Raw genomic sequence first — 25,460 nt, 5'->3', positions numbered from 1 at the left:
AAGGTAGATTCTAAGTCACTAAGTGGCTAAGATTCTAAGTTAAGTTTGTATTTTTATCTAAACACTCGTTGTTAATATTCCCTTTTGCGGATATATATTCTCAAAAGGCTTCCTAAATCTTAGTAACTTCGAGTCTTTGATTACTTTTTTCCTTCGTTTTCATATTCATCAATATGGTCAAATTCGGGATAATGTTTACGAGCCTTAGACCACATTAGATATAGAGCTGGAATTACAAATAAAGTAAGTATCAAAGAGAAAATAGTACCTCCAACGATAACAACTCCCATTCCAATTCTACTTGTAGCTGCAGCACCAAGTGATAATGCAATTGGTAAAGCTCCTAACGAAATTGCCAAACTAGTCATCAAAATTGGACGCAACCTTGATTCTGAAGCTTCCAAAATAGCTTCTAATTTTGGTTTTCCTTGTTCTCGCAATTGATTAGCAAATTCAACAATCAGGATTCCATTCTTCGTAACTAATCCAATCAACATAATAGTCCCAATCTGACTGAAAATATTCCAGGTCTGATTAAACAACCAAAGCGAGAATAAGGCTCCAGCAACTGCCATTGGTACTGTCAAAATGATGATAAAAGGATCTACAAAACTTTCAAATTGAGCTGCTAATATTAGAAAAATCAACAACAAAGCCAATCCAAAAGCAAACGAAGTATTCGAACTACTTTCGACAAAGTCTCTGGATTCACCTCCTAAATCTGTGGTAAATGTATCATCTAGCACTTTGGCTTTTATTTCATTCATTGCATCAATTCCATCGCTAAGACTTTTGCCTGGAGCGAGACCTGCAGAAACCGTTGCTGACATGTATCGATTATTATGATACAATTGAGGAGGATTACTTTGCTCTTCAATGGTAACAACATTATCCATTTGAATAAGTTCTCCTTTATTGTTTTTGACATACATTGAAGTCAAATCCAATGGTTTGGAACGATCATCTCTTTCAAACTGACCAATTACTTGGTATTGTTTTCCATTTCTAATAAAATAACCAAAACGCTGACCACTCAAGGAAAGTTGTAAAGTTTGAGCAACATCTTTTACCGAAATTCCCAAACTTTCAGCCTTTGCTCTATCAATAGAAACGTTGATTTCAGGTTTATTGAATTTTAAATTTACATCGGTTACAGAGAAAACATCACTTTTTGCTGCTTCATCCATAAATAATGGAATTTTTTCTCTTAACTTCTGAAAATTAGGAGCTTGAATAATATATTGAACCGGTAAACCACCACGTCTGTTCACCGCGATAGTAGGCTGTTCTATAACTGATGTTTTTGCTTCGGAATATTGACTGGTCCATTTGGTCAATTTATCAGCAATTTCCTTTTGAGAAGTTTTTCTTTTATCTGGTTCAACCAAGGATACACGTATAAAACCACTATTAACAGATGAAGATCCAAAACCTGGGGAAGTAATCACCAAGCTTACTTTCTTCTCTGGAATGGAATCATCAACCAATTTGGAAACTTCTTGCATGAAACGATCCGTATAATCATAGGAAGCTCCTTCGGGCGTTGTCATACGCATCACGAAACCACTTCGGTCATCATAAGGCGCTGTTTCTTTTTTCAAAAGATTAAAGAATAAATAAATTAATGCAAAACAAACAATTAGGATAGGGAAACTTAACCATTTTCTTTTCATAAAACGTCCCAATGCTTCTGCGTAACCAGTGTTTAGTTTTACAAAATAGGGTTCGGTTCTAATATAAAATTTTGATTTTTTTTGTTCTCCACCTTTCATCAAATAGGCGTTTAACATTGGGGTTAATGTCAAAGACACAAAAGCCGAAATCAATACCGCAGCTCCAATGACGACACCAAATTCTCTAAATAATCGCCCCACAAAACCTTCCAAAAAGATCACTGGCAAAAATACCGCTGCCAAAGTGATAGAAATAGAAATTACCGCAAAGAAAATTTCATTTGATCCTTTAATTGCCGCTTCGATGGGTGACATTCCTTCTTCTACTTTCTTAAAAATATTCTCGGTTACCACAATACCATCATCTACTACCAATCCGGTTGCTAGAACAATTGCAAGTAACGTAAGTACATTTATCGAAAAACCAAAAAGCCACATAATAAAGAATGTTGCTATCAATGAAACAGGAATATCTATTAAAGGTCTGAAAGCAATAGCCCAATCTCTGAAAAACAAAAAGATAATTAAAATCACTAATATGATTGATATTCCCAAGGTTTCTGCAACTTCAATTACCGATTTTTTTACAAAAACAGTATTATCTATAGCTATGTTTAATTTAATATCACTTGGTAAATCCTTTTTTAAACGTTCAAATTGTTTGTAAAATTCGCTAGCTATATCCAAATAATTTGCTCCTGGAAGCGGTACAATCGCAACACCAACTAGGGGAGTACCTGATTGCGTCATTTTGGTCTCTACATTCTCAGGTCCCAATTCTGCAGTACCCACATCACTAAAACGAACTACTTTTTCGCCATCTGATCGTATTATGATATTGTTGAAATCATCAGGTTTAGACAGATTCCCAACTGTTTTTACAGTCAATTCAGTATTATCACCCGTAATTTTTCCAGAAGGTAATTCTACGTTTTGACTGTTTAGGGCATCGCGAACTTCTGCAACTGTACAACCGTAAGCAGCCAATTTTTCTGGATTAATCCACAATCGCATCGCATATCTCTTTTGTCCCCAAATTTGGATTCCGCTAACTCCCGGTATGGTTTCAAGTCGTTGACCAATTACATTTTCAGCATAATCGCTCAATTCCAATGCGCTTCTAGTATCACTTTGTACTGTCATCGAAATAATCGCGTCACTATTGGCATCAGCCTTAGAAACTACTGGTGGTGAATCAATATCTTGTGGCAAATTTCGAATCGCTTGTGATACTTTGTCACGAACATCATTGGCGGCTTCTTCAAGGTTTTTGTCTAAATTAAATTCGATAGTAATATTACTACTTCCTTGCGCACTAGAAGAAGTTACATTTCGAATACCATCAATTGAATTTATTGCTTTTTCTAAAGGTTCGGTGATTTGGGATTCAATAATATCCGAATTGGCTCCTGTATAATTCGTTCGAATCGAAACTTGAGCTGGATCTATTGATGGGAATTCTCTAACTCCCAGATAAGTGTAACCTATAATACCAAATAAAATAATCGTTAAGTTCATAACGATGGTCATTACAGGTCTTTTTATGCTTAAAGTGGATAAACTCATTTAAGTAATTTTAGATTTTAAAGTTTAGATTTTAGATTGAATACTAGAACCTAAAATAAATAGGGATTTTATTTAATGATTACTTTAACAGGAGCTTCGTCTTTTAACGACATAACTCCACTTGTCAATAAAGTATCTCCAGCTTTCAAACCAGAAAGAACCAAGATAGAAGCATCCGTTCTTGTGGCAGTTTCCACCATAATTTCTTTGGCCATTCCATTTTTGGAAATATATACTTTCTTACCGTTTTGAACTGGAATAATCGCTTCCGTAGGCACGACAATTGCATCTTTTATAATACTCAAAGGCAATACAACATTTGCAAAAGTACCAGGTAATAATTTTCCCTGACTGTTTTCTGTAATTGCACGTACTTGAAGTGTCCTAGTTGCAACAGCCACTTCTGGTTCAATAGCATAAACTTTAGCCGTAAATTTTTCGTCAGAACCTTCAACCGTAAAACTTAAAGGAGTATTCGTCTTTACTTGAGAAGCGTATTTTTCAGGAATTGAAAAAGTAATTTTCAAATTACTGCTGTTTACTAATTTGGCCACCAAAACCGTCGGAGTAATATAGATTCCTGGCGAAATAGAGCGAAGTCCAATTTTCCCAGAAAAAGGAGCACGAACCGAAGTTTTTGCAATTTGGGCTTTGATTAATTGACTTTGTGCTTGAGTTGATTTATGATCAGCTCTGGCGATATCATATTCTTCTTGACTAATAGCTTCTTTTTGTAGCAATAATTTAGCTCTTCTTTCATTTTCGGCAGCCAAACCTTCTTTCGTATTCGCTTGTGCCAATTGAGCTCTTAATTCAATATCATTCACTTTGAACAATAATTGTCCTTTAGTTACATTACTTCCTTCTTTAAAATAAATCCCCTCAACAATTCCAGAAACTTCCGAACGAATTTCAATTTGCTCGTCGGCCTCAATTGAACCCGAAAGAGATAAATTATTATCAAAAGTCTTAGGATCAACAACAATACCTGTTACGGTCATTGGTTTATCCTTACCATCTTTTTCTTTTGGACCATTATTTTTCGCATTGTTGGAAGAAATTCTGTAAGCTACAAATCCACCAAACCCTATTATTAATAAGGCATAAACAAGATTTTTTATTTTCATTTTTAAAGGTAAAAAGTTTAACGTATCCTATAATAAGGAATAAACAAAATTAGGGTTTAGAATTGTGAAAAATTGAATTGTTAATTTTTATTTAACGTTTGTACATACAAATATTAAAATTTAGCCAAAATCATAATTTGACTTAAAGATTTAGACTTATAAAAAAAGGAAAGGTTTAATTGGGAAAGAAATAAGTTTCTAAGAAACTAAAATAATTAAGTTTTCATCATAGATACTCAGAGAATTAGTGATTTACAAAAATCAACTAATATAATTCCAGATATTTTTCTTTTTGGTCAATTCTATAAAAACTGCTTTTAGGATGGCGTTTTCCGGTTTTTGCATAGAAGCATCATCCTTTAGAATTTTTATGGCATAATTTCGTGCCAACATTAAAATATCTCTGTCCCGAACAATATCGGCAATTTGAAGATTTAGCACACCACTTTGTTGAGTTCCCATCAAATCTCCTGGACCGCGAAGTTTTAAATCAACTTCGGCAATCTCGAAACCGTCATTGGTACTCACCATCGTTTCCATACGGGTTTTGCTGTCACTGGATAATTTAAAAGAAGTCATCAAAATACAATAGCTTTGATCGGCGCCACGTCCCACACGGCCTCGTAACTGATGGAGTTGAGACAATCCAAAACGTTCTGCACTTTCTATAATCATCACACTCGCATTGGGCACATTTACACCAACTTCAATAACAGTTGTGGCAACCATAATATTGGTTTTACCTTCAGCAAAGCGTTTCATTTCTTCGTCTTTGTCGGCGGGTTTCATTTTTCCATGAAGAATTGAAACAGAATACTGTGGCATTGGAAAATCGCGAGAAATACTCTCGTAACCATCCATTAAATCTTTGTAATCCATTTTTTCGGACTCCTGAATCAGCGGATAAACGATATAAATCTGTCGTCCTAGCGCAATTTCGTCCCGAATGAATTTCCAAACTTTTAATCGATTTGAGTCAAAACGATGAACGGTTTGAATTGGTTTTCTGCCCGGAGGCAACTCGTCAATAATCGAAATATCCAAATCACCATATAAACTCATCGCCAAAGTTCGAGGAATTGGGGTAGCTGTCATAACCAAAATATGAGGAGGAATTGTATTTTTCTTCCACAATTTGGAACGTTGTTCTACTCCAAAACGGTGTTGCTCATCAATAACTGCCAAACCTAAATTTTGGAATTTGACTTTATCTTCCAATAAAGCGTGAGTACCAATAAGTATTTGTAAAGAACCGTTTTCCAACTCTTCGTGAATGATTCTTCTCGCAGCAATTTTGGTAGAACCCGTCAATATTTTGATGTTGATATTTAAAGATTTAGCCAATTCGGATAAACCTATAAAATGCTGATTGGCTAGAATCTCCGTCGGCGCCATTAAACAGGCTTGGTAACCATTATCCAAAGCCAATAGCATGCTCATAAATGCTACTATGGTTTTCCCTGAACCCACATCACCTTGTAGTAATCGGTTCATTTGAGCGTTACTGCCCATGTCGGTTCTTATTTCCTTAATTACCCGTTTTTGGGCGTTTGTCAATTCAAACGGTAGATGATTTTGATAAAACTCATTAAAAAGTTCTCCTACTTTTTCAAATGGCAATCCTTTAATTTTATGTTTCCGAACCAAATTCTTCGTGATCAATTGCAACTGAATAAAGAACAATTCCTCAAATTTTAATCGGAATTGGGCTTTCGCCAAAATTTCGGCACTTTTTGGAAAATGAATGTTGAATAAAGCAGCATTTTTTGGAATCAGTTTGAGTTCACTAGTCAAATAGGAAGGTAAAGTTTCACTAAATAATGCTTGTGTTTCGAGAAACAATTGTTGCATCATTTTGTTCACCACACGATTCGTTATTCCGCGATTGGCCAATGTTTCGGTCGAAGGATAAATGGGCTGCATGGCGGAACGCAAACTTTTCTCGTGCTCACTCAACAACTCAATTTCAGGATGAGCCATACTATATTGGCTTCCGTATTGCGCGCATTTTCCAAAAATCACAATGACTTCGTTTAGCTTTAAACTCTCTTTAATCCATTTGTGTCCTTGAAACCAGTTGAGATCCATTTGTCCAGTATCGTCAACAAATGTTGCCACCAATCGTTTTTGGTTACGACCAAACTCCACCGTTTTGATATTGATTATTTTCCCAATAATCTGTACTTCGGCAATATTATTCTGCAACTCATTAATTTTATAATAACGAGTGCGATCAATATAACGATTTGGAAAAAAATTGACTAAATCTCCATATTTAAAAATTCCCAATTCTTTACGCAACAACGCGCCCCGATTGGGACCAACGCCTTTGAGATATTCTATTGGAGTTTCTAGGAGGTTATTGGACATTTTTTAGATTACAGATTTTAGATGGCAGATTCTAGAATTTAGATTTTTCGAGTCTATTCTCTTTGTTCTATTTTCTTTTCTCTTTTTAAGAAAGCGAAGATAGTTTTTTGTTGGGAAATTTGGAAATGGGATTGTTTAGGAAATTCTTATAATTCACAATACCTTTGAAATCAAATTTAAAAAACATAAAATGGTTATCGATAAAATTGAAAATTACAGACTATACAGTAAGCTTACAAAAAGATTGGCTAAAGGATTTGAGTTTATTACTGAAACTGATTTAGTCGCAATAGAATCAGGGAAACACCAAATCGATAATGACGATGTTTTTGCTATTGTTCAAGAATATGACACCAAAGAAGAGAAAGATTGCATTCTTGAAGGACATCATAAATACATTGATATTCAGTATGTCATTCAGGGAGTTGAATTAATGGGATTTACTCCGTTGACTAATCAGGTTTCTGTTGAAGAAAACTTAGAAAAAGATTATACTTTCTATAATGGAGAAACTTCAATGATTAGAGTAGAGGAGGGAATGTTTACTATATTTTTTCCAGAGGATCTTCATAGACCATGCGTAAAAGCAGGACAAATTTCGAAAGTAAAAAAAGTGGTTGTTAAAGTAAAAATTTAATAAACACTTATTTACCGTAAATAAACACAATACTTTTGCTGAAACAAAAAACTTAAAAATGACAACTCATCTAGCTCTTCTTCGTGGAATCAATGTTTCCGGTCACAATATGATAAAAATGGAAGCTTTGAAAACTGCTTTGGAAGCCATTGGTTTTCAAAATGTACAAACGTATATCCAATCCGGAAATGTTTTTGTAGATACTGAGGAGGAAAATGCTCCAGCAGTAGGTTTTAAAATAAAACAAGAAATTTTCAAGGTCTTCGGACATGAAGTTCCTATTGTTGTTATTGGAAAAACTGATTTGGATAACTGTCTCAAAAACAATCCATTTTTGAAAGAGAAAGAAATTGATACTAAAAAATTATATGTTGCTTTTGTTTCAATTGCATTACGAAACGATAGTATCAACGATTTAAAAATGAGCCAAGTAAAACCCGACGAGGCACATATCGACGAAAGTAGAATCTACATCAAATATTCAGTGGGAGCAGGAAAAACGAGGTTTGATCAAAAATACATCGAGAAAAAACTAAATGTAACAGCAACCATTCGTAATTGGAATACCGTGACGCAGTTGTTGAAAATGTATGAGGAAAGATAAATTTATATTTTCAAAAAATATCTATATTTACTTTCTAATCTGTCAAAAATCAAAACGACAACTAATCCTTAAACCAAATAAAAATGAAATTTAAACTTTCTATTATTCTCACTCTAGCGCTGATTTGCTCTACAATAGCTCAGAATGGAAATCCTAATGATTATTTATCAGCACAATTTCACAAGGAGCGTAGAGAGGCTTTACGTAAAAAAATGCCAAAGAATAGTGTCGCGGTATTTTTTGGAAATGCAATTAGAAATAGAGCTAATGATGTCGATTTTATATATCACCAGGATCCAAATTTTTATTATTTGACAGGATATAAAGAACCAAATTGTGTTTTGGTAATTTTCTCGGATAATCAAACTAATAAAGAAGGAAAAACATATAACGAAGTACTTTACGTTCAAGAAAAAAATCCAAGAGCAGAACAATGGACAGGTGTACGCTTGGGAGTTGAAGGAGCTCAAAAAACTCTCGGTTTTGAGAATGCTCTCAATGGAAAGGAATTTCTAAAGTCTGGTATTGATTTTTATAGTTTCAGCAACGTATTTTTTACAGATTTCAAAGATGATTATCGCGACTTTAAGAAAGAAGAGGCAGATTTGTACAAATTAGTCGGTTCATTTAAAGTTCAAATTGGCTACAATACAAAAACAGAAGTCAAAACCGATTCTAAAGTTCAAAATGAAATCAATACAACCAAAACTATCGCAGCTAAAAAAGCAAATATAGACACAAAAGCCATCAATACCTATATGGCTAGTTTACGTGAGGTTAAGTCCAAAGAAGAAATGGTTTTATTGACCAAGGCCGTTCGTATTTCGGCAATGGGACAACGCGAAACCATGAAAGCAATGCATCCGGGAATGTCTGAATCAGAGATTCAAGGAATTCATGAATTTGTCTATAAAAAGTATGGTAGCGAGTACGAAGGATATCCTTCCATAGTTGGCGCTGGAAATAACGGTTGTGTTTTACATTATATTGAAAACAGTAAAATGAAAGTCGAAAATGATTTGGTTTTAATGGATTTAGGGGCTGAATATCACGGTTATTCTGCCGATGTAACCCGAACAATTCCTGCCAATGGTAAATTTTCTCCAGAACAAAAAACAATCTATGATTTAGTTTATGAAGCTCAAGAAGCAGGTATTGCAACAGTTAAAATTGGAAATAGTTTTACTGCTCCAGATAAAGCTGCTCGTGATATCATTACGAATGGCTTAATGAAACTAGGAATTATAAATAAAGCAGAAGAATCCAGAAAGTATTTCCCTCACGGAACATCTCATCATATCGGACTGGATGTGCACGATCCTGGAATGTACAACACATTTGAAAAAGATATGGTGGTGACAGTGGAGCCAGGTATTTATATTCCAAATGGCAGTGAATGTGATAAAAAATGGTGGGGAATTGCTGTACGAATCGAAGATGACATCTTGGTAACCGATAATGCTCCAGTAAATTTATCTGCAGATGCACCTAGAAAATCAAATGAAATAGAAACTCTTATGGCTGAGAAAAGTCTTTTTGATACTTTTAATTTACCAAAGCTAGACTAGAGAATTTATTTTAAATAAACCTAAAAGCTCAGTTGCGATTTTCAACTGAGCTTTTTATAGACTTATTTTACCAGCAAATCACAATACCAAAATCCATAATCAAATGCATCCGAAGCTGAAGTATCACAAGCAGTATCTGATGAATCTTCCTCTTTTGGTTTTTCATATTTTCGATAGACTACTTCGCCAACTTCAAAATCAATTGGTTTACTGAAAATTGGTCCATTAAAAGTAAACGTATGGAATTCTCCATTTTCGCCACAAACATCTACATTTTCTGGTAAATCATTAATAAAATCCTGATCAATCACGCATCCTACAAAACTTTTATCCAAAAACCTTTCATTGACGCAAACCACAATTGTTTTGAATCCTAATGCAATAAATTCCTGAATCAAATCTTGAGTTGGTATTTTCCAAAGTGGAAACACACCATCAAAACCTATTTCTGATAATTTATCTTCTCTGTATTTTCGCAAATCTTCGAGAAAAATATCTCCGAAAACAGAATGAGTTACTCCTTGTTCCTTTAATTTGGATAGTGTCGTTTGCATAACAGCTTCGTACACTTCCATTGTGGGCATTTCGGGAATTTGCATAATTTCAAGCGGTAATCCAATACTTTGAGCTTGTTGTTCTAACAATTCTACACGAACGCCATGCATCGAAATACGCTGAAACTGCTGATTTACACTAGTTAACAAACAGCTAATTTCGTATTCATCTTTTTGTAGAATTTTATACAATGCCAATGCAGAATCTTTGCCACTGCTCCAATTAAATAGGGCTTTCTTTTTCAATGGTTTTGTCTTAATTTATTCGGGTTTGATATGCAAATTTAGTACGATTTGTTGGTTAAACCTTTGTAACTTTGGATAACTTAGCTTCAAATTTAATATTAATGAAATACCTTTTCCTATTTCTATCCACGTTTGTATTCGCACAACAAAGTAAATCAGTTGATTTTAAAACTGTGAATGGTCATATTGCCATTGATCCAAACAGTAAAAGTATTAGTGGAAATGTTAACTATACATTTGAAGTATTGAAACCTATTGATACCATAAAGATTGATGCACAGAACATGACCTTTTCAGAAGTGGAATTAAATAACAAAAAAATCCCGTTTACCACAAATGGAAAAGAATTACTTTTGATTTTTCCGTTTCAAAAAGGAAAAAGTTCCGTTCAATTTTCATACGAAGCAAAACCCAAGCAAACAATGTATTTTGTAGGTTCCGAAGCCACAAATAATTTACAAATCTGGACACAAGGACAGGGAAAATACACTAGTCATTGGTTTCCGAGTTTTGATGATGTAAATGAAAAAGTGATTTTCAACATGGATGTTACTTTTAATTCAACTTATCAAGTGATATCAAACGGCGTATTAAAAAACAAAACAACAGATAAAAACAATACTCATTGGAAATATCTAATGCAAAAGCCTATGAGTTCTTACTTATTAATGATTGCCATTGGAAAATTTGAAAAAAGTGCACTACAAGCAGAATCAGGAATTCCACTAGAATTGTATTTAGAACCAAAAGACATAAATAAACAAGAGCCTACCTATCGTTATTCCAAAGAAATATTTGATTATTTAGAAAAAGAAATAGGAGTAAAATACCCCTGGAAAATCTATCGTCAAGTTCCAGTTTCTGAATTTCTGTATGCAGGGATGGAAAATACAAGCACGACATTATTTACAACTCGCTATGTAGTTGATAAAATTGGATTTGAAGACAGAAGTTATGTCAATGTAAATGCACATGAACTAGCACACCAATGGTTTGGTGATTTGGTTACAGCTCAAAGCGGCAAAGACCATTGGCTTCAGGAAGGTTTTGCAACCTATTATGCTTTGTTGGCCGAAAAGGAAATCTATGGTGATGACTATTTTTATTCAAAGTTATACGAATCGTCATTACTGCTTAAGCAGGCCTCCAAAACGGATACCATTCCCGTGATGAATGCCAAAGCCAGTTCCTTGTCTTTCTACCAAAAAGGAGCTTGGGCATTACACGTTTTACGTGAAGGAATAGGTGAGAAAGCCTTCAAAAAAGCGGTAAAGAATTACTTAAAGAAATATGCTTACCAAAACGTGACAACAGAAAATTTCTTCGACGAAATCAAGAAATTGTCCAATTATGATTTAGTAAATTTCAGTAAAGTATGGTTGGAATCATCTGCTTTTAATAGCGAAATTGCGAATGGTTTATTAGCAAAAAATAAATCGATGCAAGTACAACTTGAAGTAGCTAAACTCAGAAACAAGCCATTGACAGAGAAATACGCTTTTTTCGAAAAAACACTGCAATCCGATGTGCATTCTTCTGTAAAAGCTTCAATTGTTGGTCAACTAATGAAAGAGAAATTTGAAGATAAAAAACAGTTATTGCGGTTGGCATTGCAAACTCAAAATATCCAAGTTCGCCAAGCTCTTGCAAGCACACTTCAAAAAATACCAGAAGAATTTAGAATCGAGTATGAAACATTATTGGATGATGAATCATATCAAACTCAAGAGTTGGTACTGTATCATTTATGGAATAATTTTCCAAATAAAAGGAATGACTATTTAACAAAAACGAAAGATTGGATAGGATTCAACGATTACAATTTGCGAATTCTGTGGTTATCATTAGCCGTTTCTACTCCAGACTATGTTACCAATAAAGAATCCTATATTCAAGAATTAGTAGACTATTCCTCTGCTAAATATGAAGCAATAACAAGACAAAATGCTTTAGAATATTTGCTAAATTTTAATATTATTAACGATTCTATTTTAAAAAATTTGGTCAATACCACCACACACCATATGTGGCAGTTTTCAAAATTTGGAAGAGATAACATTCGGGGTTTATTAAAAAATCCTGAGATAAGGCGTAGTTTTCAAACCATCTTGACTAGTTTGAATGAAATAGAGCAATTTCAATTGGATAGATTACTCAAAGAATAGATTCAAAGATTCTGAGAGACTAAGATTCTAAGAAAAAAAACTCAGAATCTTAGCTTCTTAGAACCTTAGCAACTCAAAAAAAATTACCACATCTGGCTTACTTCTTTTTTTATGTACCCTAGAGCTGCATTACTAGGAGTTTGTTTTTCAAGCAAATCGTTCAATAAAGCTTCTCTCAATTGATCGGCATTGTTCACCACAGGACTCAAAGCTGCTTTTCGAATCATCTGAATTGTAGCATTTTTGGCAGTTGCGATAATTGTCCAACACTCATCGGTCATGTAAATTTGTTGTGCCAAATTATGCTCAAATTCTTGATCGATTTGGGCAATAACAAAATTAGCGTAATCATTCTTATCAGTCGAGATGGGAGAAATTCTAGTGACTAAATTACCCAAACTGATACGTTCTAAAAACAAAGTCATACGCTCATATGCCTGTAAACGCAAGGGCATAGAGTTTTTTTGACCTTCTTTCATCAATAAATAACGACGTCTTCCTTCCTCATTTTTGGTGTGTAAATTAAAAAAGTAATAAGCAACCATCCCAGTAATTACTGCTGGCAAAGTATAACTCAATAATTCTAGCAATTTTGATAAATCCATTTTGTTTTCGTTTTAAAAAAGGCAAAAATAATGTTTTTGAAACTAAATCAATCGATAATTTTTCGCAATAATATAAAGGGGATTGGTATTTTTGCCATTCAAGATTCAAAACTAAAATAGCATAACCCAAATGGAAACCTACATCATCGTATTACTTTGTATAGCAGCCTTTTTTGCTGGATTTATAGATGCCATAGTAGGTGGCGGCGGACTAATACAAACACCGGCTGGACTCGTACTGTTACCCAATCTTCCAGTATCTACCGTGATAGGTTCCCTAAAAATACCTGCTTTTAGCGGTACATCGTTTGCAGCTTACCAATACATAAAAAAAGTCACTGTAAATTGGAGAATACTAATTATTATGATGTTGTTGGCTTTTCCGTCAGCATTTTTGGGATCGACATTATTGACCTACGTGAGCAATGATTTCATGAAGCCATTATTACTTGTAGTCCTTTCGTTGTTAGTAATTTACACTTACGCTAAGAAAAATTTTGGCCAAAATCAAGTCAGAGATATTTCTGCAAGAACCCAAATTTTGAATGCTGTGGGAATCAGCTTTGTAGTTGGTTTTTACGATGGATTCATTGGCCCTGGAACGGGAAGCTTCTTGGTTGTTGCCTTTATCGCAATAATGGGATTTGACTTTCTACATGCCTCAGCCAATGCCAAGATGGTCAATCTCGCGACCAATTTTGGTTCCATCTGCCTTTTCATACTCAAAGGCAAAATCATTTGGGCCATCGCTTTACCCATGGCCGCCAGCAACGCAATAGGAGGGTGGATAGGTGCCAAACTCGCCATCAATCGAGGAAACAAATTCATCCGAATCTTCTTTTTGGTAGTCGTTGTAGGCACATTGATTCGTTTTGCCTATGATGTCTTTTTTAAGTAATCAGAAAATTTTAATCATCACTTAGAATGAGATTATATATCATTTATCGACACAATCCACAGTTCTAAATTTATATTTAACTTTTTCAAAATCTATAGGTGTGTCTTTAGCAAAATAAGAACGTCCCAAATAGGTTTCTATTTTTCCACTGCCAAGGATAAGTTCGCTTTCTTTCTTCAAAATTGCCATTGGATTTTTGAAAACTTTCTTGTCATAAGTTCCCTGAATAAAGGTGTAATCTACAAATAAAGTATCTCCATGAAATTTCCCTTCAATTTTTCCTTTTTTTTCAGGCATCTCAAAAATTTTCATCACCATATCACCGGTTATTTTATCACCTTTTAGTGTATTGATTTTTAATTCAATTGTATCATTTTCATACAACGCCCTGTAACATGCAATACTTATAGGTTTTTCAGCTTCAACTTTGACAGTTTCAATATCCTTTGAGTTTTGATCCTTTTTACAGCTTTCAAGTCCAACACAAGCCAACAGCAAAAAAAATAGACCTAGATTTTTCATAGTAGTAAATATTTAATTAGAAATATAGTAATAGTATTGCTAATTTACGAATAAAAAACCCGTATCAGACAGATTAACTGTTTTAAAATTTAGTAGACAATTATCTCACTAAAAAAAGTAGATTTAAGCAAATAATTATATTATAATCCAAAAAAACAACACCTATATATTACTGACAATCAGATTAATTATGCAATTATTTAAGAAGTTTGTATTAACTTTGATAAAAGAAATTTCACAAACAATTTAATATACTTACTACTATGAAAAAATTAAATGTTCTTTGGATAATGATGATAGCTTTTGTTATAAGCACAACATCTATATTCGGGCAATCAGACTCTAAAAAGGATAAAATTATAGCTGACAGCAATACATCAAAAGCTGAGTTTATTAAAACAGACCCTCTTATGAAATCAATTTTCGACAAAGCTTATGGTTATGTAATCTTTCCAAATGTTGGTAAGGGAGGAGTTGGAGTTGGAGGAGCAGCTGGCAATGGAGCTGTTTATGAAAGCCATCAATTGATAGGCATGGCAAAATTATCTCAGGTGAGCATTGGTTTTCAAGCTGGAGGACAAGCGTATCGTGAAGTAATATTTTTTGAGTCAAAATCGGCATTGGATCGATTTAAAGACAGTAAATTCGAGTTTGCAGCACAAGTATCAGCAGTAGCTGCAAAAGCTGGCGCCTCAGGTAATGCAAAATATACTGATGGTGTTATGGTATTCACCATGCAAAAAGGTGGACTTATGTATGAAGCTTCCGTTGGAGGACAAAAATTTAAATATTCTAAATTATAACATTCTTTTTACTAGTAAAATCAATGACGGAGACTTAATGGTTTTATAAAAAAAGGGCAATACTTAAAAGCTAAAAGCTGTGATCTTAAAAAGTCATAGCTTTTTTTATTTTCCTTGAACTATTTATTTTTTTGTTTGACACGACTCCTTTTTTAGAAATATTTATTTCGCAATAAATCAAATAGTTAAAAAACGACTGATGTTAATTTTAATCTAAATGTTTTATTAGTAACCATTATCATAAATGTTTGGCATTATACTTGCAATTACTCGAAAAATAGATATATACATCTGAAGACAGTAGATATAAATTAAAATAATGCCTTATAATTTATAAATTAAGATAATCATGAAAAATATAATTTCTAAAAACATTACAAATCAAACAAAAGAGCTTGTAAATCAAACAAGGAATACATTTACAAATGAGAAAAAACAATTCAAGATAACGTCTTCTAAACTAATTAAAGGAAAAGTCAAAGTATATACTAATAGCAGACCAAAACTTAATAATAGTGATTATCTTGACGATGAATCTGAATTATACTTAGTTTCTGAAAGAATGTTGCTTTTTTTAAAATTCGCCTTAGTTTTTTTAACACTAACTGCTTTATTTATTTTGTTCAAGAAAAATGGTTAAAAAACTGAATATTACAGGCATTTGCTAAAAGCTAAAACATATAAAATCTAAAAGCTACGATCTAAAAAAGTCGTAGTTTTTTTTTATCTTTAAATATCTGACATGAAATAACTGTAGAAATCTTAAAATAACTGAATGGCTAAAAATAAAACAATTGAAAACGAAAATAGTGTCGACGACTTTTTAGTATCCATAAACGATTCAAAAAGACGTGATGACTGTATGTCGCTAATCTATTTGCTAAGCAAACTATCGGGTTTTGAACCCAAAATGTGGGGAACAGCTATTGTTGGTTTTGGAATTTATAATTACAAACATGAAAGTGGACATGAGGGAAATGCTCCTCTTGTTGGGCTTGCCTCGCGAAAAAGTGCTATTACAGTTTATCTCGCTTCCACTTTTGACGAGAAAGAAGCGTTCCTTTCAAAATTAGGAAAACATAAAACCAGTAAAGCTTGCTTGTACATTCAAAAATTAGAAGATATTGATATTGATATATTAAGCCAATTAGTGCAAAAATCAATTGACCATATTAAGGAATTATATCCGAATTGATGTTTTGTCTATTTTAGCAACTTCTCTTTTACTTCAAATAGCATTTAACGCAGTATGAAACTACAATTTTCTAAAAATGATTTTCCGCCTAATTCCAAAATAAAAGAAAATTTTATTTTGGAATTCAATGATGAATTTGAAAAAGATGCAATTAATATCGAGAATTGGTTACCATTCTATTTACCTCAATGGAGTTCTAAGAAAATGTCTCGACCACAATATGAAATAAATAATAGCAATTTGATTTTACAAATTACTAAAGAGCAAAGGCCTTGGTGTCCAGAATTCAATGGAGACATAAAATGTTCTTCGATCCAAACGGGAGTTTTTTCGGGAGAAATTGGAAGTGCTATTGGACAACACAAAGTAAACCCAAATTGTTTAGTAAGAGAAAAACAAAACGCAACTAAAACCTATTTACCGCAATATGGCTTTTTTGAAATTAGAGCCAAATCATTAGATACACAATCGAATGTTGTGGCTCTATGGATGATTGGATTCGAGGATATTCCTGAAAAATCGGCGGAGATTTGCATTTTTGAAGTTAAAGGTTGTAATGTTCAGAAAAACAAAGCGAAAATTGGTTATGGAATCCATAAATTCAATGATCCAAAAATTAAAGAAGCCTTTTATGAAGATGATTTTGATATTGATGTCACCCAATTTCATATCTATTCTGCTGAATGGACTCCTGAAAAAGTGATTTTTTATATCGATAACCAAAAAATTAGAGAAATTATTCAGTCACCCAATTATCCGATGCAATTTATGTTAGGTATCTATGAAATTCCCACAGAAATTGAGGATGAAAAAGATAAAACCTATCCTAAAAACTTTGTAATTGACTATGTTAGAGGATATAAGTATAAATAGTTTTATTGCTATTTCTTTCAAAGCATAATAAAAATTTAACAGATTATTGCTGACTTTAAATAATATTCTGTACATTTGAAATATCTGATTAACAAGATATTAAGTGTTATTTATTTCAAAATCTCAAATTTAATACCCCAACAGCAATTAAAAACTCCTATTATCCAATAAATTGCTCTTGAATTTTCATAACCTACTCTTTAAAAATTAATTAAGCAGTCAAGTCATTCGAAAAATTGATTCCAATTTATCGTTTATTTTTTAATTCATTTAAAGTAGAATTTATGAAATTAAAATTAACCATCGTTTTATTATTATTTTCAGTAATTACTTATTCTCAAACAAAAAACAAAGAAGTAATTAATTTATTTGATAGTATAAAATCTATTGATCCATATGGAGAATTATATTCTCAAATAGATAGATTGGAGGAGGAAAAAAACCAGATCTATCAAAAAGGACTAATTTTAAAACAAAAAAACAAAGTACTAAAAGAATTTTATCTTCGACAAGATATATATAGAAAAGTATTTGACAAATTGGAATTAGGAATTACTCCAAACCAATCAGAATTTGCATATGATTCTTATAATGTCCCAGGTGATGAAGGAAACTGGCTTATGGTAGATTGGCAACTCTTTGAATTTACAAATTCAACTGACAAATATCCAACTATTGTTTATTATCAACCTGCTACTGATTATGAAGCAAACGGATTGTTATCTTCTGGGGGATATCCCTTTAAAGATTTTGGCTTGGCCTTTTTTGAAGGAGATACTATACTTAAAAAACGCTATCCTTATGTACATTCTATGATAAAAAAAGGAAAAATTATTTTCAAACCCCAGAGCTTTATTTTTCCACTTATTACGATGGCACAAGCACCAAAACTAAAATTTCCTACTCATTTATTTGCCCATACGAATAAATCGACTGTAAGCAAGGAAAAATTAGCCCATGATTTACTTTCATGGCTTACTTATATAGTAGAACCTGCTATTAGAAACAGTAATTTAAAAGGAGATATAGTAGCTGATTATTTAAAAATGGAAGATGAAAAGCTCGTTAATCCTACAATCGATGACAAAATTCAGTCAAGAATAAAATTTATAGAATATCTCAAAAAAAATTATCAAAGCTTATGGAACTAAAGTTATTAAATTCTTGGATAATACTCCTATTATTTAGCCTAAGTTCAGTTTGTCTAAATGCACAAAAAACGTCTTCGACAACTGAATTAGCAAAAGGTTTTTTTGCTTCAGAGGATTCAATAGAAAAAGATCAGTCCAAAATAGTAAAATCCCCTCAACAGACACAAGAATCACTTGTAACTGCTGAAAATCCACTTTACAACTCTATCAAATTTGACAGAGAACTAAAACAATATGATTTTACGGCCATGCACCAACAACGCAGTTTTGCCTGGCAGTTTTATAGTGGTATTTGCATTTTCATCATGGTTGTGTTTATTGTTGCGATGGGACTTGTGCTCTCGTACAAACAATTTAAGCTCACGGAGATTCAAGTAAAAGCAAATATTTCAAAACCAAAATCGGAAACCACAGTAATAGAATCTGAAGAAACAAATATCGAAATTTCACAAACTGGTCTGAAAATAAATACTGGAGTTATAGGGCTCGCTATATTATTCCTCTCGCTTGCCTTTTTCTTTTTATATCTCAAATATGTTTATCCAATCGATATTATTGATGTCGGAGATTAGAATTTGTCTACAAGAACTGTATGATTATTCCCTTTTTAAAAACTACTTGTCTTGCTTTGCAGAATCTCGCGTGAGGGATAGAAGGAAGCTACCAAAGTAGCCCGGATAGCCCGACAGCAATAGGAAAAGGAGCGAATAGAGACAATCATTATAAGCTCCTTTTCCTATTGTGGTCACGCCCAGATTATTTTTAGAATTCAGATTGCAGTATTTAGGATTAAGGTTTAACAATCTTAAAAAAATAGACAGAAAATTGTTGTCTGAATTATATCAAGGCTGAGTCATAAATTCCTAAATTTTATTTACTCTTTCGAATAAAATTGCACCAACCCAGAAAAATCATAATGGATTGAAAACAAATAGAATATAATCGAAAATGAGTTATTAATTAGCTTGTAATCATTATTTTTTGTAAATTTAATATGTATAAAACACAAAAAAGATGCGTACAGTAAGAATAATATTCATTTTTTTGATTATTTCTTTGAGCAATTTCTCTTGTGGGAAGGAAAAAGAAAAACCAGCCACAGCCGTAGATTCAACAGGTGTGATTACTACTGCAGAAGATACCACATGGTATGATTTTAATTCCGAGAATGAATTTTTAGGATTGGGGAAACCGCAGTTTGGAGATCTTGATAGCATGGTTGTGCGCAGAAGAATACGAGCCTTGGTACCTTATACTCATCTTTATTATACCATAAACCTAAAAAAGCGAAGTGGTGTCGCCTTTGAAGCTTTGACTCTTTTTGAAAATTCAATCAACAAACAATTGCGTTTGAAACCCCATCAGGTTCGGATTATATTTATACCTGTAAATCGCAGCCAAGTTATACCGCTTTTACGCGAAGGTTATGGCGACCTTGCTTTTGCTGGTATGACAATTACCGAAGAACGAAAAAAAGATGTTGACTTTTCAATTCCTTCCATCTCTGGACTCAAAGAGATCGTGGTGGGCAGTACAACATCACCAAAATTGAAAACCTTAGTGGATCTTTCTGGGAAAGAAATTTATCTTCGTGAAGACAGTAGTTATGAATCTGAGGTCGAAAAACTTAACGATTCATTAAAAATAAAAGGGTTAAAGCCTATCATCATCAAAACTCTTGATCCTTATTTGGAAGCCGAAGACATACTTGAAATGGTCAATTCGGGCGTAATTCCCTTTTCGGCAATGGTTGAAGATGTAGCGGAATTATGGGCGAATGTGATGCCAAATTTAATATTATATGATAAAATTCCGTTGGCTCGAAATGTATCATATGGCTGGGTTTTTAGAAAAGACTCCCCAAAATTGAAAAAAGCTACAGATCAGTTTTTAATAAAAAATGCAAAAGGAACCTTGATAGGTAACACACTTTATAATAAGTATGCGAAAAACGAGAAGCTTCTACCCGAAATATATACAAAAAAAACTTTTTCGAAGGTAAATGTTCTTAAGGCTCCTTTCTTAAAATACGCCGATCGATATCAACTTGATTGGCTGCTTTTGATTGCCCAAGGGTACCAAGAATCAGGATTAGACCAATCTCTCGTGAGTAATAGAGGAGCTGTTGGCATCATGCAGGTTATGCCAAAAACCGCCGCTGGTAAACCATTTTATATCCGAAATATTAATAAGTTAGATAATAATGTACATGCCGGCACAAAATATATGCGCTACATTATTGACAGATATTTTAGCGATCCAGAAATTGATAAACTAAATCGACATCTACTTGCGCTTGCTGCCTATAATGCAGGACCAGGAAGGGTTGCCCAACTACGCAAAATTGCAAAAGAAAAAGGACTGAATCCAAATCTGTGGTTTGATAATGTTGAACTCATTGCTGCCAAGGAAATTGGACAAGAGACCGTACAATATGTAAGCAATATTTATAAATTTTATGCTTCATATAGAGCATTGAGTTATTATGCAGAACAGCGAGGTAGAAAGCTAAGACCTTAAATAGATTTCAGATTTTAGATGGCAGATTTTAGAATTGATATGAGAAATAGTACATCTAAAATTGCATACCAATTCCAAAATCTAAAATCTAATTCTTGTCTTCTAAATTCTGTTATCTGAATTCTATGAAGACTCGTTTATTCATTCTTAAATTCTTATTTTTGCGTCAAACAGAATTTTTTCTATGCAAAAATATATAGAACAACTTAACGAGGCACAACGCGAACCTGTACTACAAAAGGATGGTCCCATGATTATTATTGCGGGTGCAGGCTCTGGAAAGACTCGTGTACTTACCATAAGAATTGCTTATTTGATGCACCAAGGTGTTGATCCATTCAATATTTTGTCGCTTACCTTTACTAATAAGGCAGCGAGGGAAATGAAGAAACGTATCTCGGATATTGTTGGGGCTAGTGAGGCCAAAAATCTATGGATGGGTACTTTTCACTCTGTTTTTGCCCGAATTTTACGTTCGGAAGCGGAACATTTGGGTTACCCTTCTAATTTTACGATTTATGATTCGCAGGATTCTTTGCGCGCCATTTCAGGAATTATCAAGGAATTGCAATTGGATCGTGATGTTTACAAACCAAAACAGGTTTTGAGCCGGATTTCGAATTTTAAGAACAGCTTGATTACGGTGAAAGCTTATTTTAATGATCCCGATTTACAAGAAGCCGATGCGATGAGTAAAAAACCTAGGATGGGTGAAATTTATCAGCATTATGTGGATCGTTGTTTTAAATCTGGTGCAATGGATTTTGATGATTTATTATTAAAAACCAATGAATTATTAACTCGATTCCCCGAGGTTTTAGCGAAATACCAAAACCGTTTTCGCTACCTATTGGTTGATGAGTACCAGGATACTAACCATTCACAATATTTGATTGTTCGCGCCTTGTCGGATAAATTTCAGAATATTTGTGTGGTAGGAGATGATGCTCAGAGTATTTATGCTTTCCGTGGTGCGAATATTAATAATATTTTGAACTTTCAGAAAGATTATGAAGGGGTAAAAACCTTTAGATTGGAACAAAATTACCGTTCGACCAAAAATATTGTGGAAGCTGCCAATACCATAATTGATAAAAACAAAGTAAAACTGGATAAAGTGGTTTGGACAGCCAATGAATTTGGTCCAAAAATTAAAGTACACCGCAGTATTACTGATAATGAAGAAGGACGTTTTGTAGCCGCTACTATTTGGGAACAAAAAATGAACCATCAGTTGCACAATGGTTCGTTTGCCATTTTGTATCGTACCAATGCACAATCCAAAGCCATGGAAGATGCGTTACGAAAAAGAGATATTCCATACCGTATTTACGGAGGCTTGTCTTTTTATCAAAGAAAAGAGGTTAAAGATGCGCTGTGTTATCTACGATTGGTCATAAATCCTAAAGATGAGGAAGCTTTGATACGTGTTATCAATTATCCTGCGAGAGGAATTGGAAATACAACTATCGAAAAACTTACAATTGCTGCCAATCATTACAAACGTTCAATTTTTGAAGTAATGCAAAACATTGAGCGAATTGACTTAAAACTGAACTCGGGCACCAAACAAAAGTTATTGGATTTTGTTACTATGATTCAGAGCTTCCAAGTGATTAATGAAAATCAGGATGCTTTTTATGTTGTTGAGCATGTAGCCAAAAAAACTGGTCTTATCCAAGAATTAAAAAAGGACGCCACTCCAGAAGGAATGGCTCGAATTGAAAATATAGAACAATTATTGAATGGTGTTAAGGATTTCATAGAAGGTCAAAAAGAAGTAGATGGTGCTCGCGGTGCCTTATCTGAATTCATGGAAGATGTAGCTCTTGCAACCGACTTGGACAAAGATACCAGCGATGAGGACCGTGTGGCTTTGATGACTATTCATTTGGCCAAAGGACTTGAGTTTCCACATGTATTTGTGGTAGGAATGGAGGAAGATTTGTTTCCAAGTGCCATGAGTATGAGTACACGAAGCGAACTGGAAGAAGAACGCCGATTATTTTACGTAGCTTTAACTCGTGCGGAGCATCAGGCGTATTTGACGTATGCCCAATCACGCTACCGTTGGGGTAAATTGACCGACAGTGAACCTTCGCGTTTTATTGAAGAAATTGATGGGCAGTATTTGGAATACCTTACACCAGCCGAAAGCAATTACCGTTTCAAACCTATGATTGACAGTGATATTTTTGGAGATGTGGATAAATCCAAATTACGCTTGGCCAAACCGATAGGAAGTACGCCACCAAAACACGTTACAGATAATGAACCAAAATCTGATATTAATTTGCGTAAATTAAAGCCTGTTTCTAGTGGCAATTCAACTGGAAATGCTAATTTATTTGACAATACTCTAGTTCCAGGGAATGTGGTTATGCACGAACGTTTTGGAAAAGGACAAGTCATAAACCTTGAAGGTGTGGGTGCCGATAAAAAAGCGGAAATCAAATTTGAAGTTGGTGGTCTGAAAAAATTATTGCTGCGTTTTGCAAAATTAGATATCATCGGTTAAAAAATGGTTCAAGTTAAGGGTTTCAAGTTTCGTTCAGCAATGCTTTAAACTCATAAACTCTTTTAAATTTTAAACAAAAAATAACATGGCTCAAATAATAAAAATATATCCCGACAAACCAAGTGAAGCCGCTATTGCAAAAGTTGTAAAAGTGCTTCAAGACGGTGGTTTAGTTATTTATCCGACTGACACAGTTTATGGGTTGGGTTGCGATATCACCAATTCGCGAGCTCTTGAAAAAATTGCCAAAATAAAAGGAGTGAAATTGGAAAAAGCCAATTTCTCATTTATTTGCCACGATTTAAGCAACTTATCAGATTACGTAAAGCAAATAGATACTTCGACCTTCAAACTGCTTAAAAGAGCGTTGCCTGGACCTTATACTTTTATTCTCCCTGGAAATAATAATTTACCTAAAGAATTTAAAAAGAAAACAACTGTTGGTATCCGTGTACCTGATAATTCCATTGCTTTAGAAATAGTCCGTCAACTTGGTAATCCAATTGTTTCAACATCAATTCGAGATGAAGATGAAGTAATAGAGTACACCACCGATCCAGAACTTATTTTCGAGAAATGGCAAAATTTGGTAGACCTAGTTATCGATGGAGGCTATGGAGACAATATTGGCTCAACAATCATAGATATATCTGGAGATGAGCCTGTTGTGATTAGAGAAGGTAAGGGAAGTCTTGATATACTTTAAAAAAATATTAAATTTATTATAAATTAATTGGATAATTTAGAATAAAAGCCTTAATTAGTGAAATATTTAAGAAAATAACTCACTGGAAGACATTTATAACATGTAATTCTTAATTTATATTTAATTGGTTGTTAAAAAAATTAGGGATGCATAAAAGCAGGACTTCGGTTCTGCTTTTTTTTGTGCTTATTTTTTAGTTTAAATATTTTCAAAAAATAAATTGCATAAAAAAACGCCTCGAATAATTTCGAGGCGTTTTCTAAAATTTTAAAATGATTTATTTTTGAACTGGTGCTGTTGTAGTTGTCGCAGCAGTTGGTTTTTTCATTTCTTTTTCAACCATATCATAAAACTGATCTATTTTTGGCATAACATAGATACGAGTTCTTCTGTTTTTAGATTTGTTTTCAGCAGAATCATTAGGTACTAAAGGTACGTATGAACTTCTACCTGCAGCAATCAATTGAGCTGGATTAACAGCTAAATCATTTGACAAAATACGGATAATAGCTGTAGAACGTTTAACACTTAAATCCCAATTATCAACTAAACAAGAATTTCCTTTCAAAACATCAGTATCAGTATGACCTTCAACCATACATTCAAAATCTGGCTTGTCATTTACAACTTTAGCAACTTTAGCCAAAACTCCTTTTGCTTTATCGCTTACTTCATAACTACCACTTTTAAATAACATTTTATCAGAAATAGAGATGAAAACAACACCTTTATCAACATTGATTTCGATATCTTGATCATTCATTCCAACAACAGATTTCAAACTAGTAACAACTGCAAGAGTAACACTGTCTTTTTTAGTCAAAGCATCTTGCATTCTTGTAATTTTCAAATCTTTTTCTTTAATAGATTCTAAAGCTTTTTCAATATTTTCTGCACCTTTAGTAGACAGAATTGTCATATCTTTTGATGTACTGATCAAATGTTGATTAGTTTCTCTCAACCCGTCTACAGTCGCTTTAAGACCTGCTTTTTCTTCTAAGCAAGAATTTAGTTTCACTGTACAAGTATTTAATAAATCTTGAGTTTCTTTATTCTTAGCTTCCAAAGCTGCATATTCCTTTTTAGACACACATGATGTCAAAAGAGCTAAGGCCGATAGAGTAATCATTAATTTTTTCATAGAATGCTAATTTTAATT

Annotated in this window: 21 protein-coding genes; 14 read left to right on the top strand and 7 right to left on the bottom strand. The window is 33.5% G+C overall.

Annotated elements, in window-relative coordinates:
• Positions 1-140: 140 nt before the first annotated feature.
• From J2W95_RS04735 to recG, 3 genes are all read right to left on the bottom strand, one after another.
• Positions 141-3,239, bottom strand: a complete 3,099-nt coding sequence (locus J2W95_RS04735) for an efflux RND transporter permease subunit (RefSeq protein ID WP_310004462.1) — start codon at positions 3,237-3,239, stop codon at positions 141-143.
• 68 nt (positions 3,240-3,307) lie between these two features.
• A complete protein-coding gene (locus tag J2W95_RS04730; RefSeq protein ID WP_310004460.1) occupies positions 3,308-4,366 on the bottom strand; it encodes an efflux RND transporter periplasmic adaptor subunit in 1,059 nt (352 codons plus the stop codon).
• Positions 4,367-4,627: 261 nt separating this feature from the next.
• Positions 4,628-6,736 (bottom strand): ATP-dependent DNA helicase RecG, encoded by a 2,109-nt coding sequence (gene recG / locus J2W95_RS04725; protein WP_310004458.1) that lies wholly within the window; start codon positions 6,734-6,736, stop codon positions 4,628-4,630.
• A gap of 190 nt (positions 6,737-6,926) precedes the next feature.
• Here recG and J2W95_RS04720 point away from each other — a divergent pair, with 190 nt between their 5' ends.
• The 3 genes from J2W95_RS04720 to J2W95_RS04710 all read left to right on the top strand — a co-directional run bounded on the left by J2W95_RS04720 (position 6,927) and on the right by J2W95_RS04710 (position 9,545).
• Entirely contained in the window at positions 6,927-7,373 is a 447-nt protein-coding gene (locus J2W95_RS04720) for a NanQ anomerase/TabA/YiaL family protein (RefSeq protein ID WP_310004456.1), read from the top strand.
• 58 nt (positions 7,374-7,431) lie between these two features.
• Positions 7,432-7,977, top strand: a complete 546-nt coding sequence (locus J2W95_RS04715; RefSeq protein ID WP_310004454.1) for a DUF1697 domain-containing protein — start codon at positions 7,432-7,434, stop codon at positions 7,975-7,977.
• A gap of 83 nt (positions 7,978-8,060) precedes the next feature.
• Positions 8,061-9,545, top strand: a complete 1,485-nt coding sequence (locus tag J2W95_RS04710; protein WP_310004452.1) for an aminopeptidase P N-terminal domain-containing protein — start codon at positions 8,061-8,063, stop codon at positions 9,543-9,545.
• Positions 9,546-9,607: 62 nt separating this feature from the next.
• Here J2W95_RS04710 and J2W95_RS04705 read toward each other — a convergent pair whose 3' ends face one another.
• Positions 9,608-10,345, bottom strand: a complete 738-nt coding sequence (locus tag J2W95_RS04705) for a Dph6-related ATP pyrophosphatase (RefSeq protein ID WP_310004450.1) — start codon at positions 10,343-10,345, stop codon at positions 9,608-9,610.
• Between the two features lie 101 nt (positions 10,346-10,446).
• Here J2W95_RS04705 and J2W95_RS04700 point away from each other — a divergent pair, with 101 nt between their 5' ends.
• On the top strand, positions 10,447-12,510 hold the full coding sequence (locus J2W95_RS04700) for a M1 family metallopeptidase (protein ID WP_310004448.1): 2,064 nt from the start codon (positions 10,447-10,449) through the stop codon (positions 12,508-12,510).
• Between the two features lie 83 nt (positions 12,511-12,593).
• Here the strand turns inward: J2W95_RS04700 and J2W95_RS04695 are convergent, their stop codons facing one another.
• Positions 12,594-13,115, bottom strand: coding sequence for a DUF7935 family protein (locus J2W95_RS04695; protein WP_310004446.1), 522 nt, complete (start codon positions 13,113-13,115; stop codon positions 12,594-12,596).
• Between the two features lie 130 nt (positions 13,116-13,245).
• Here J2W95_RS04695 and J2W95_RS04690 point away from each other — a divergent pair, with 130 nt between their 5' ends.
• Positions 13,246-14,013 carry a sulfite exporter TauE/SafE family protein gene (locus tag J2W95_RS04690; protein WP_310004444.1) on the top strand — a complete coding sequence of 256 codons (768 nt, stop codon included), beginning with the start codon at positions 13,246-13,248 and terminating at the stop codon, positions 14,011-14,013.
• 39 nt (positions 14,014-14,052) lie between these two features.
• Here J2W95_RS04690 and J2W95_RS04685 read toward each other — a convergent pair whose 3' ends face one another.
• Positions 14,053-14,535, bottom strand: a complete 483-nt coding sequence (locus J2W95_RS04685; RefSeq protein ID WP_310004442.1) for a hypothetical protein — start codon at positions 14,533-14,535, stop codon at positions 14,053-14,055.
• Positions 14,536-14,798: 263 nt separating this feature from the next.
• Here J2W95_RS04685 and J2W95_RS04680 point away from each other — a divergent pair, with 263 nt between their 5' ends.
• The 9 genes from J2W95_RS04680 (at position 14,799) to J2W95_RS04640 (ending at position 24,301) form a co-directional block, all read left to right on the top strand.
• Positions 14,799-15,338, top strand: a complete 540-nt coding sequence (locus J2W95_RS04680) for a lipid-binding SYLF domain-containing protein (protein ID WP_310004440.1) — start codon at positions 14,799-14,801, stop codon at positions 15,336-15,338.
• A gap of 349 nt (positions 15,339-15,687) precedes the next feature.
• Positions 15,688-15,978, top strand: a complete 291-nt coding sequence (locus J2W95_RS04675) for a hypothetical protein (protein ID WP_310004439.1) — start codon at positions 15,688-15,690, stop codon at positions 15,976-15,978.
• A 135-nt stretch (positions 15,979-16,113) separates the two neighbouring features.
• Positions 16,114-16,533, top strand: a complete 420-nt coding sequence (locus tag J2W95_RS04670; protein WP_310004437.1) for a DUF1801 domain-containing protein — start codon at positions 16,114-16,116, stop codon at positions 16,531-16,533.
• 54 nt (positions 16,534-16,587) lie between these two features.
• Entirely contained in the window at positions 16,588-17,406 is an 819-nt protein-coding gene (locus J2W95_RS04665; protein ID WP_310004435.1) for a glycoside hydrolase family 16 protein, read from the top strand.
• A 284-nt stretch (positions 17,407-17,690) separates the two neighbouring features.
• Positions 17,691-18,557, top strand: coding sequence for a hypothetical protein (locus tag J2W95_RS04660; RefSeq protein WP_310004433.1), 867 nt, complete (start codon positions 17,691-17,693; stop codon positions 18,555-18,557).
• Positions 18,548-19,129 carry a hypothetical protein gene (locus J2W95_RS04655; RefSeq protein WP_310004431.1) on the top strand — a complete coding sequence of 194 codons (582 nt, stop codon included), beginning with the start codon at positions 18,548-18,550 and terminating at the stop codon, positions 19,127-19,129. Before J2W95_RS04660 ends, J2W95_RS04655 begins: the two co-directional genes overlap by 10 nt.
• Before the next feature lie 442 nt (positions 19,130-19,571).
• Positions 19,572-21,077, top strand: coding sequence for an MltF family protein (locus J2W95_RS04650; protein ID WP_310004429.1), 1,506 nt, complete (start codon positions 19,572-19,574; stop codon positions 21,075-21,077).
• A 184-nt stretch (positions 21,078-21,261) separates the two neighbouring features.
• Positions 21,262-23,595: an ATP-dependent helicase gene (locus J2W95_RS04645; protein ID WP_310004427.1), complete on the top strand. Its 2,334-nt coding sequence runs from the start codon at positions 21,262-21,264 to the stop codon at positions 23,593-23,595.
• 85 nt (positions 23,596-23,680) lie between these two features.
• Positions 23,681-24,301, top strand: a complete 621-nt coding sequence (locus J2W95_RS04640) for an L-threonylcarbamoyladenylate synthase (protein WP_310004425.1) — start codon at positions 23,681-23,683, stop codon at positions 24,299-24,301.
• 277 nt (positions 24,302-24,578) lie between these two features.
• Here J2W95_RS04640 and J2W95_RS04635 read toward each other — a convergent pair whose 3' ends face one another.
• A complete protein-coding gene (locus J2W95_RS04635; protein ID WP_310004424.1) occupies positions 24,579-25,442 on the bottom strand; it encodes an OmpA/MotB family protein in 864 nt (287 codons plus the stop codon).
• Positions 25,443-25,460: the final 18 nt, after the last annotated feature.

It is taken from the genome of Flavobacterium granuli (assembly GCF_031456055.1).
Lineage (GTDB): Bacteria > Bacteroidota > Bacteroidia > Flavobacteriales > Flavobacteriaceae > Flavobacterium > Flavobacterium granuli_A.
The sequence above is the reverse complement of the archived record's forward strand: the minus strand, read 5'-3'. Positions and strand labels throughout refer to the sequence as shown.